At 68.9% G+C, this 9,262-nt stretch carries 6 protein-coding genes; 3 read left to right on the forward strand and 3 right to left on the reverse strand.

Going from position 1 to position 9,262, the window contains the following annotated elements:
* Positions 1 to 19: 19 nt before the first annotated feature.
* From AB0H62_RS45030 to AB0H62_RS45040, 3 genes are read right to left on the reverse strand one after another with little or no spacing between them, the layout of a single operon-like run.
* On the reverse strand, positions 20 to 982 hold the full coding sequence (locus tag AB0H62_RS45030; protein WP_360592333.1) for an asparaginase: 963 nt from the start codon (positions 980 to 982) through the stop codon (positions 20 to 22).
* A complete protein-coding gene (locus tag AB0H62_RS45035; RefSeq protein WP_255637662.1) occupies positions 979 to 1,107 on the reverse strand; it encodes a hypothetical protein in 129 nt (42 codons plus the stop codon). Before AB0H62_RS45035 ends, AB0H62_RS45030 begins: the two co-directional genes overlap by 4 nt.
* Positions 1,108 to 1,112: 5 nt before the next feature.
* Positions 1,113 to 1,784, reverse strand: coding sequence for a FadR/GntR family transcriptional regulator (locus AB0H62_RS45040; protein ID WP_360592338.1), 672 nt, complete (start codon positions 1,782 to 1,784; stop codon positions 1,113 to 1,115).
* Positions 1,785 to 2,158: 374 nt separating this feature from the next.
* Here AB0H62_RS45040 and dnaE point away from each other — a divergent pair, with 374 nt between their 5' ends.
* From dnaE to AB0H62_RS45055, 3 genes are all read left to right on the forward strand, one after another.
* On the forward strand, positions 2,159 to 5,746 hold the full coding sequence (gene dnaE / locus AB0H62_RS45045) for a DNA polymerase III subunit alpha (RefSeq protein ID WP_220237910.1): 3,588 nt from the start codon (positions 2,159 to 2,161) through the stop codon (positions 5,744 to 5,746).
* On the forward strand, positions 5,746 to 7,221 hold the full coding sequence (locus AB0H62_RS45050) for an MFS transporter (RefSeq protein ID WP_360592334.1): 1,476 nt from the start codon (positions 5,746 to 5,748) through the stop codon (positions 7,219 to 7,221). The genes dnaE and AB0H62_RS45050 overlap by 1 nt, the downstream gene beginning before the upstream one ends.
* A gap of 485 nt (positions 7,222 to 7,706) precedes the next feature.
* Positions 7,707 to 8,903: a low temperature requirement protein A gene (locus AB0H62_RS45055; RefSeq protein WP_220237912.1), complete on the forward strand. Its 1,197-nt coding sequence runs from the start codon at positions 7,707 to 7,709 to the stop codon at positions 8,901 to 8,903.
* Positions 8,904 to 9,262: the final 359 nt, after the last annotated feature.

A 9,262-nucleotide genomic window follows, 5' to 3' on the forward strand; every position in this document is an offset into this window, starting at 1 on the left:
CCGTCTCGCGTGAGCGGGGTCACGCAGCGCGCGGGCGGCCCTCGAGTTCCGCGGTCACCCGCAGCGCCGGGTTCGTGAACGGTTCGAGCACGCCGGCGTCGACCCCGCACCGCTCCAGCGCGGCCGCGAGCACGGCATGCCGCGCGCGATCGCCGCCGTCGGCGATCTTCAGCGCCACGGCCGTGCCGTCGGGCAACGCGGCGAGCTGCACGGCCTCGAACCCGTCCTTCGCGAGGAGCCCGGGCACCGCGCGCATCACCGCGGTGACGTCACGCCGGGTGCCGCCCACGAGGTCCGGGTGCTGCCGGATCCCTTGGGCCACCAGGCTTTCCGGTGTGCCGGGCGCCGCGGTCGCCAGCCGCGAGGCCGCTCGGGCGAGTCCCCGCAGCGACATTGCGAACAGCGGCGCACCGCACCCGTCGACGGCCACGCGCGGCACGGTCTGCCCGGTGAGGTCTTCGACGGTCGCGCGGATCGCGAGCTGCAACGGGTGCCCGGGCTCGAGGTACGTGCGCGGGTCCCAGCCCTGCTCCCGGCAGGTGGCGAGCATGGCCGCGTGCTTGCCGGAGCAGTTGTGCGCCAGGCGCACGGGCGGCCGGCCCTCGGCGACCCACGCGTCGCGTTCGACCGGGTCGAACGGGTAGTCGGCCGGGTTGCCGAGGTCCTCGGCGGTCAGGCCGTGGCCGGCCAGCACGGCGGCCGCGGCGTCGAGGTGCCGGCGCTCGCCCGAGTGGCTGGCCGCGGTGATCGCGAACCCCGCCGGCGGCAGCCGCAGGCCCAGCCGTGCCATCGCCGTGGCCTGGAGCGGCTTCACCGTCGAACGCGGGTACATCGCGACGTCCGGGTCGCCGGCGGAGAAGAGCGTGGACCAGTCCGGCGCGAGGGCGATCACCGAACCGTGGTGCACGCCTTCGACCATGCCGTCGCGCAGGAGGTGGACCAGGGGGACGTGGCGCGGCACGCGCTGTTCGGGAGTGCTCACCGTTCGGCCTTCTCGAACGCGCTCATGGAGATGTGGTGGGACTTCAGCGCCTTGTTGTAGCCGGCGTCACCGGCGTCGGCGTGCTTCTCCGTTTCGCCGGACGACGGAAGGGTCTGCGCACTCACGTTTTTCAGTCGTTCCTGTTCTGCTTCGCCGTGCGGCCCGGCCGCACGATGGTGGTCAGCGCCTGCTCGACGTGCGCGAGGTGCGCCGTCATCGCGGCCACGGCCGCCTCTTCGGAGCCCTCGGTGATCGCCGCGACGATCCGCCGGTGCTCCACGTTCGACTCCGCGCGCCGGTCGCCCAGCTGGTTGAGGAAGGCCGACTGGCGGGCCAGCGCGTCGCGAATCTCCTCGATGACCTTGGCGAACACCGGGTTGCCCGAGGCCTGGGCGATGGTGATGTGGAACAGCGAGTCGAGTGCCACCCACGCCGTGTTGTCGGTCTCGAGCTCCATCCGCTCGGCGAGGTGGCCGAGCAGGTCGAGGTGGTCGGCGTCGCGGCGCAGCGCCGCGTAGCCGGCCACGGGGATCTCGACGTGGCGGCGCACCTCGATGAGGTCGCGGGCCGAATAGTCGCCGAATGTGGGGCTCTCGGCCGGGCCGGTCGCGGTGACGAACGTGCCCTTGCCGGTGCGGGAGACGGTGAGCCCGAGCGCCTGCAGCCCGCGCAGCGCCTCGCGGATCACCGAGCGGCTGACCTCGAACTCCTTGCTCAGCGCGGCTTCGGACGGCAGCTTGTCGCCCACGGCGTACTCGCCGCGTTCGATGGCGCGGCGCAGGTAGGCCAGCACAGCCTCCATGGCGCTCACGCGACGGGGGCCTTGTCCGGCTGTCTGGCTGTCAGACAGGTTCATGGAACGAGATCGTGAAGTTCCGCCGAACCGGTGTCAAGTCAGGTGGAGGTCTGCCACATCCGGACTGGGGGAATCACCGGAATTCTGTGGGCCGGTTCACTCGCCCCGGTTCTGTCGGTGGGGCGTGCGAGGGTGTCGCCGTGGCGTCACCCGCGAAGGTTTCGTCGGGCCCCGGGCGGCATGTCGGCGGGCGCGGCGGGCGGGTGAGGAGAGAGGATCCCTACCGAGCCGCACAGCGCGAGCGCGGACTAGGGTGGAGGACCCCGGGCCGCGCCGCAGCAACAACCGGGAAGCCGTCTGCCTAGGGGAGGTTTTCGCTGGTGTCGAACGATTCCTTCGTCCACCTGCACGTCCACACCGAGTACTCGATGCTCGACGGTGCGGCGAAGATCGGACCCCTCTTCGCCGAGGCGGCGCGGCTGGGCATGCCCGCGGTGGGCATGACCGACCACGGCAACATGTACGGCGGCGACGAGTTCTACCAGACCTCCAAGAAGCACGGCCTGAAGCCGATCATCGGCATCGAGGCCTACATCGCGCCGGAGAGCCGCTTCCACAAGAAGCCGGTGTTCTGGGGCCAGGCCAGCCAGCGCGGCTCGGACGAGTTCGGTGAGGGCGGCGACGTCTCCGGTGCCGGCGCGTACACGCACATGACGATGCTGGCCGAGAACGCCACCGGGCTGCGGAACCTGTTCAAACTCTCGTCGGTCGCCTCGATCCAGGGCTACTACCGCAAGCCGCGCATGGACCGCGAGGTGATCGCGGAGAACCACGAAGGCATCATTGCCACCACCGGCTGCCCGTCGGGCGAGGTGCAGACCCGCCTGCGGCTGGGCCAGCGCGAGGCCGCGATCCAGGCCGCGTCGGACTACAAGGACATCTTCGGCGCCGACAACTTCTTCCTCGAGCTGATGGACCACGGCCTGCCGATCGAGCGGTCCGTGCGCGAGGGCCTGCTCGAGGTCGGCAAGCTGCTCGACCTCAAGCCGCTCGCGACCAACGACTCGCACTACGTCACCAAGGACCAGGCCGACACGCACTCGGCGCTGCTGTGCGTGCAGGCGGGCAAGACGCTCAACGACCCGACCCGGTTCAAGTTCGACGGCGACGGCTACTTCCTCAAGTCGGCCGAGGACATGCGGCAGTACTGGGACAAGGAGGTCCCGGGCGCGGCCGACAGCACGCTCCTGATCGCCGAGCGAGTGCAGTCCTACGAAGAGGTCTACTCGCACAAGGACCGCATGCCGGTCTTCGAGGTGCCCGAGGGCCACACCGAGGCGACGTGGCTGCGCCACCAGGTGGCCGAGGGCCTCCGGTGGCGCTTCCCGGCCGGCGTGCCCGACGGCTACGAGGAGCGCTGCGACTACGAGCTCGGCGTCATCGAGCAGAAGGGCTTCCCGGCCTACTTCCTCATCGTCGCCGACCTCATCCAGCACGCGCGCGAGGTCGGCATCCTGGTCGGCCCCGGTCGCGGTTCCGCCGCCGGCGCGCTCGTCGCGTACGCGCTGGGCATCACGAACCTCGACCCGATCCCGCAGAAGCTGCTGTTCGAACGGTTCCTGAACCCCGAGCGCATGTCGATGCCCGACATCGACATCGACTTCGACGACCGCCGCCGCGGCGAGATGATCCGCTACGCCACCGACAAGTACGGCGCCGACCGCGTCGCGCAGGTGATCACGTTCGGCACGATTAAAACCAAGGCCGCGATCAAGGACTCGGCTCGCGTGCACTTCGGCCAGCCGGGCTACTCGATCGCGGACAAGATCTCCAAGGCGCTGCCGCCGCCGATCATGGCCAAGGACATCCCGCTGTCCGGCATCGTCGACACCAAGCACGAGCGCTACGCCGAAGCCGCGGAGGTCCGTGCCCTCGTCGAGACCGACGAGGAGTGCAAGACGATCTTCGACACCGCGCGCGGGCTCGAGGGCCTGATCCGCAACGCCGGTGTGCACGCCTGCGCGGTGATCATGTCGAGCGAGCCGCTGACCGACGCGATCCCGGTGTGGCAGCGCGACGACGGCTCGATCATCACCGGCTGGGACTACCCGTCGTGCGAGAACATCGGCCTGCTGAAGATGGACTTCCTGGGCCTGCGCAACCTCACGGTGATCGGCGACGCGCTGGCCAACATCAAGACCAACCGCGGCGAGGAGATCGACCTCGACCGCCTCGGCTTCGACGATCCCGAGGCCTACAAGCTCCTGGGCCGCGGTGACACGCTCGGCGTGTTCCAGCTCGACGGTGGCGCGATGCGCGACCTGCTGCGCCGCATGCTGCCGACCGGGTTCGAGGACATCGTCGCGGTTCTCGCGCTGTACCGCCCCGGCCCGATGGGCATGAACGCGCACAACGACTACGCCGACCGCAAGAACAACCGGCAGAAGGTCACGCCGATCCACCCGGAGCTGGAGGACCCGCTGCGGGAGATCCTGTCCGAGACCTACGGCCTGATCGTGTACCAAGAGCAGATCATGCAGATCGCGCAGAAGGTCGCGGGCTACACGATGGGCCGAGCGGACACGCTGCGCCGAGCCATGGGCAAGAAGAAGAAGGAAGTCCTCGAGAAGGAGTACGAGGGCTTCGAAGAGGGCATGAAGGCCAGTCCCCTGCTGCCCGGCGGCTTCTCGCCCGAAGCGGTCAAGGCGCTGTGGGACACGATCCTCCCGTTCGCCGGCTACGCGTTCAACAAGAGCCACGCGGCCGCGTACGGCCTGATCGCGTACTGGACGGCCTACCTCAAGGCGAACTACACGCCGGAGTACATGGCCGCGCTGCTCACGTCGGTGGGTGACAACAAGGACAAGTCGGCCATCTACCTGTCGGAGTGCCGCCGGCTCGGCATCAAGGTGCTGCCGCCGGACGTCAACGAGTCGGCCCTGCGGTTCGCGGCCGTCGGGACCGACATCCGCTTCGGGCTGGGTGCCGTGCGCAACGTCGGCGCCAACGTGGTGGAGTCGGTCATCAAGACGCGCGAGGAGAAGGGCAAGTACTCCTCGTTCACCGATTTCCTCGACAAGTCGGAGCTGGTGGCCTGCAACAAGCGGGTCATGGAGTCGCTGATCAAGGCCGGCGGGTTCGACACGATGGGCCACACCCGCCTGTCGATGATCCAGGTGCACGAGGACGCGGTGGAAGCCGTCGTCCCGCTCAAGCGCCAGGAGGCCATGGGCCAGTTCGACCTGTTCGGCTCCTTCGGCGGGGACGACGACTCGGCCGAGGCCACGCCGTCCTCGTCGCCGCTCGCGCACCTGAAGTTCGGCGAGGAGGAGTACCCGCGCAAGCAGCTGCTCGCCTACGAACGGGAGATGCTGGGCCTCTACGTGTCCGCCCACCCGCTCGACGGTGCCGAGCGCATCCTGCGCAAGCACGCGCCCAAGCCGATCGCCGGCCTGCTCGCCGATCCGCCGAGGGAGGGCGAGGTCGTGATCTCGGGCCTGCTCACCTCGCTGGAGCGGCGCGTGAACAAAAAGGGCGAGCCCTGGGCGATCTGCACGGTCGAGGACATGGACGCCGCCATCGAGGTGCTGTTCTTCGCGAAGGCGTACTCGATGTTCGGCGCGGACCTGGTCGAAGACAACGCGGTGCTGGTCAAGGGCCGGGTCAACTGGCGCGAGGACAAGATGTCGGTGTTCGGTGGCGGGCTCGTGCCGCTGGACCTGTCCGAGATCGGCAACGGCGACGAGGAACCACCGCTGATGCTGCTGGCCGCCGCCGAGAAGATCGACCAGTCGGTGGTGAGCGAGCTCAAGTCGACGCTGCTGGCGCACAAGGGCGAGACCCCGGTGCACCTGAAGCTCGTCGGCAAGAACCAGACCGTGTTCGCGCTTTACGATTACCCGGTGAAGGTCAGTTCGATGCTCATCGGTGAGCTCAAGGGCATCCCCGGGATCACCGCCAACACCTGATGACGGAGTACGTGCCGGACCCGCGCCGGTGGCGGGCACTCGCCGTCACGCTGGCGGCCGGGCTCATGACGCTGCTCGACGTCAGCATCGTCAACACGGCACTGCCGGCGATGCAGCGCGGCCTGAACACCGGCAGCGGCACGGTCCAGTGGGTCGTGTCGGGTTACGCGCTCACGTTCGGCCTGGTCCTGGTCACGGGCGGCCGGCTCGGCGACGCGCTGGGCCGGCGCCGGATGTTCCTCATCGCGCTGGCGGCGTTCGTGGCCACGAGTGTGCTGGCCGGCGCGGCGACCGGCCCCACCATGCTGGTGATCGCGCGGCTCGCCCAGGGCTGCGCGGCCGGCCTGCTGACGCCGCAGAACAGCGGCCTGATCCAGGACTTGTTCCGCGGCGCCGAGCGCGGCCGTGCGTTCGGCATCTTCGGCGCCGTCGTGGGGATCTCCACGGCTGTGGGGCCGGTGCTGGGCGGCGTGATCCTCGCGGTGTTCGGCGACCCCGGCGGCTGGCGGTGGGTGTTCTTCGTGAACGTGCCGGTGGGCGCCGTCGCGTTCGTGCTGGCGATGCGGCTCCTGCCGAAGACCGAACGCAGGCCGATGCGAGTGCGCTCGGAGATCGACTTCGTCGGCATCGCGCTGCTCGCGATCACCGTGCTCGGGGTGCTGCTGCCACTCGTGGAATCGGAGCAGGGCGGTCTCGCGAAGCTGTGGTGGCTCTTCCCCGTGGCGGTGGTGTTCGGCATCGGTTTCGTGCGGTGGGAACGCCGGGTGGTCGCGCGCGAACGGTCGCCGCTGCTGGACGTCCGGCTGTTCACGGGCACGCCGGGCTACTCGGCCGGCGCCGCGGTGGGTGCGCTGTACTTCTGCGGGTTCGCCGGGATCTGGCTCGTTTTCGCGTTGTTCTTCCAACAGGGGCTGGGGTACACGCCGCTGCAGTCGGGGCTTTCGGTCACGCCGTTTGCGATCGGTTCGGCCGTTTCGGCGGCGGTCGCGGGCAGGCTCGTGCCGCGGTTCGGCCGCCGGTTGTCCGTCACGGGACTGAGCCTGGTGGCGTTCGCGCTGCTCTTGGTGGCGCTGGTGGTGGAGCTCGTGCCGCCGTCCGCGGCCGGGTTCGCGGTGGCGCTGCCGTTGCTGATCGGCGGCATCGGCGGCGGCATGGTGCTGGCGCCGAACACCACGCTGACGCTGGAGTGCGTGCCCACGTCGATGGCGGGCGTCGCCGGTGGCGCCCTGCAGACCGGGCAGCGCATCGGCACGGCGATCGGCACGGCTGTGCTGGCGTCGGTCTTCCAGTCGGTGGTGGTGGGCTCGAACCGGGACTACTCGCTGGCCCTCACCACGGCGATGTGCTGCTCGGCCGGGCTCACGTGCGTCGCGCTCGTGCTGGCTGTACTGGAGCTGCGGGCGCGTCGCAACAGGGCTGCGCGTGACGAGGAGCGTGCCGCTGCGGAAGCGGCTGCCGGCGTTCACCGACAGTGAGCAGATCACGCTCACTCAGCACTACAGGTGAATTACTTTCAGCGAATCCGCGATGCTCCATCCGAGTGACACGCTACGTTTGACACTGGCGCTACTCAGAGCAACCGGGTAGACCTTATGGAGCCTTCAGCACGACACTTTGGCTACCTACAGTGGCATTTCGATCGATCGACCGGGGATGGGTCGATCGGGCGAGCGGCTGAGAGTTCCGGAGTTCCATGGAATGGACACTCTTGGTCACCTCCCAGGCAACGGATCGTCGGCGTCCGCGGGGGACCGTACGGCGACCGCCGGGAGCATTGCCCCCGAGGTGGCGAGGGAGTGCGGCGAAGGCGTTCGGGCGGGTCCGGAAGAGGGGGAACCGGGCCCGCCCTTTCTCACCTCGGATTTTCTCCCCTTTCACCCTCTGTTGGGGGTCGTACTCGCCTGAGCGCTTTGGCCGTGTTGGGATGGCGGCGTTCGTCGGGTGAGTGCGGGGAGCGTCGATGTCCCAGGGGATTTTTCCGGTCCAGCGGTTCCGGGTGTGGTACCGGCCGATGCGGTCGCGCGACAGCGGTGAGAACCACCGCGTGTCCACCCCGCTGGAATTGCTGTTCGACCTGTGTTTCGTCGTCGCGGTGGGCGCCGCGAGCGCCGACCTGCACCACGAGCTGGTCGAAGGGCACATCGGCCACGGTGTGCTGAGCTACGCGATGGTGTTCTTCGCGATCTGGTGGGGCTGGCTGAACTTCAGCTGGTTCGCCTCCGCGTTCGACACCGACGACGTGCCCTACCGGCTGGCCACCCTCGTGCAGATCGCTGGCGGCCTCACCGTCGCGGCCGGCGTGGACCGCGCGTTCAACGGCGACTTCCGCGTGGTGATGGTCGGCTACGTACTGATGCGCCTCGCGATGGTGACCCAGTGGCTGCGCGCCGCGAAATCGGATCCCGAACGCCGCACGACGGCGCTCTGGTACGCGGGCGGGATCACCGTCGTGCAGGTGTTGTGGGTCGCCGACGCGTTGATCGGCTTCCCTCAGACCACGGCGGCGATCGTGTTCGCGGTGCTGGTGGTCTGCGAGCTCGCGGTGCCGAGCATCGCGGAGTCGCGGGGAGGTACTTCGTGGCACCCGCACCACATCGCCGAGCGCTACGGGCTCTTCACTCTGATCGTGCTCGGCGAGGTGGTGCTGAGCGCCACCACCGCCGTGAAGGAGGGCGTGTCCGAGGGCGAGCACGTCGGCACGCTCATCGGGCTCGCCGCGGCGGGGCTCGTGCTGGTGTTTTCGATGTGGTGGCTGTACTTCGACCAGCCGGGGCACCTGCGGCTCGTGCGTCACCCGTCGCTGCTGAGCACGTCGAGCTGGGGGTACGGGCACTACCTGATCTTCGCTTCCGCCGCGGCGGTCGGGACGGGCCTCGAGCTGGCGGTGGACTACGACACGCACCACAGCGCGATCAGCGGTCTCGCCACGGCGCTCGCGGTGACGGTGCCGGTCGCGGTGTTCCTGCTGAGCGTGTGGCTGCTGCACATCGGGCCGACGAACGAGTGCCGGGAGATCGCGATCGGATACCCGGTCACCGCGGTGCTCGTGCTGGCGGCTTCGTTCGGGCCGGCGCCCATTCACGTCGCGGCGGTGCTGGCGGCTGCGTTGGTGGCGCTGACGGTGTTCGCGACCCATGGGCGGCCACGGCTGGCTTGAGCGGCGTATCGGTGCAGGTCAGGGGCCCGGTGCGCGAAAAGGGGACCCCCCTGTTCGGGCCGGTTTTCGGCCATGTAAAGTTCTCCAAGTCGCCAGGGAAACCGGGTGGCCGCCGGGAACACGAACCAAGCTCCCACCTCTGGGTGGTAGAGTGGGTGGTCCCAAACCTCCGGAGCTGAACCAGCCCCCCCGCGAAGCGCGAGTTTCGCCAGGGTGTACTGTAAGTCTCTGGAACAAAACAGCTTGAAACAACGCGGTGATCTAGTTTGCCTGCTGGGCGGGCTGGGTTGCGGTGTGTTGCTTGAGAACTCAACAGTGTGCTAGTGAACTAAGCCAGTAGAGCTTATATGTAACCTCGT

This window comes from Amycolatopsis sp. NPDC050768 (assembly GCF_040654155.1).
Classification (GTDB): domain Bacteria; phylum Actinomycetota; class Actinomycetes; order Mycobacteriales; family Pseudonocardiaceae; genus Amycolatopsis.

Coding starts and splice junctions, on each gene's coding strand:
- AB0H62_RS45040 (WP_360592338.1), bottom strand. CDS start 1,784: ATGGAGGCTGTGCTGGCCTACCTGCGCCGCGCCATCGAACGCGGCGAG.
- AB0H62_RS45055 (WP_220237912.1), top strand. CDS start 7,707: ATGTCCCAGGGGATTTTTCCGGTCCAGCGGTTCCGGGTGTGGTACCGG.
- AB0H62_RS45050 (WP_360592334.1), top strand. CDS start 5,746: ATGACGGAGTACGTGCCGGACCCGCGCCGGTGGCGGGCACTCGCCGTC.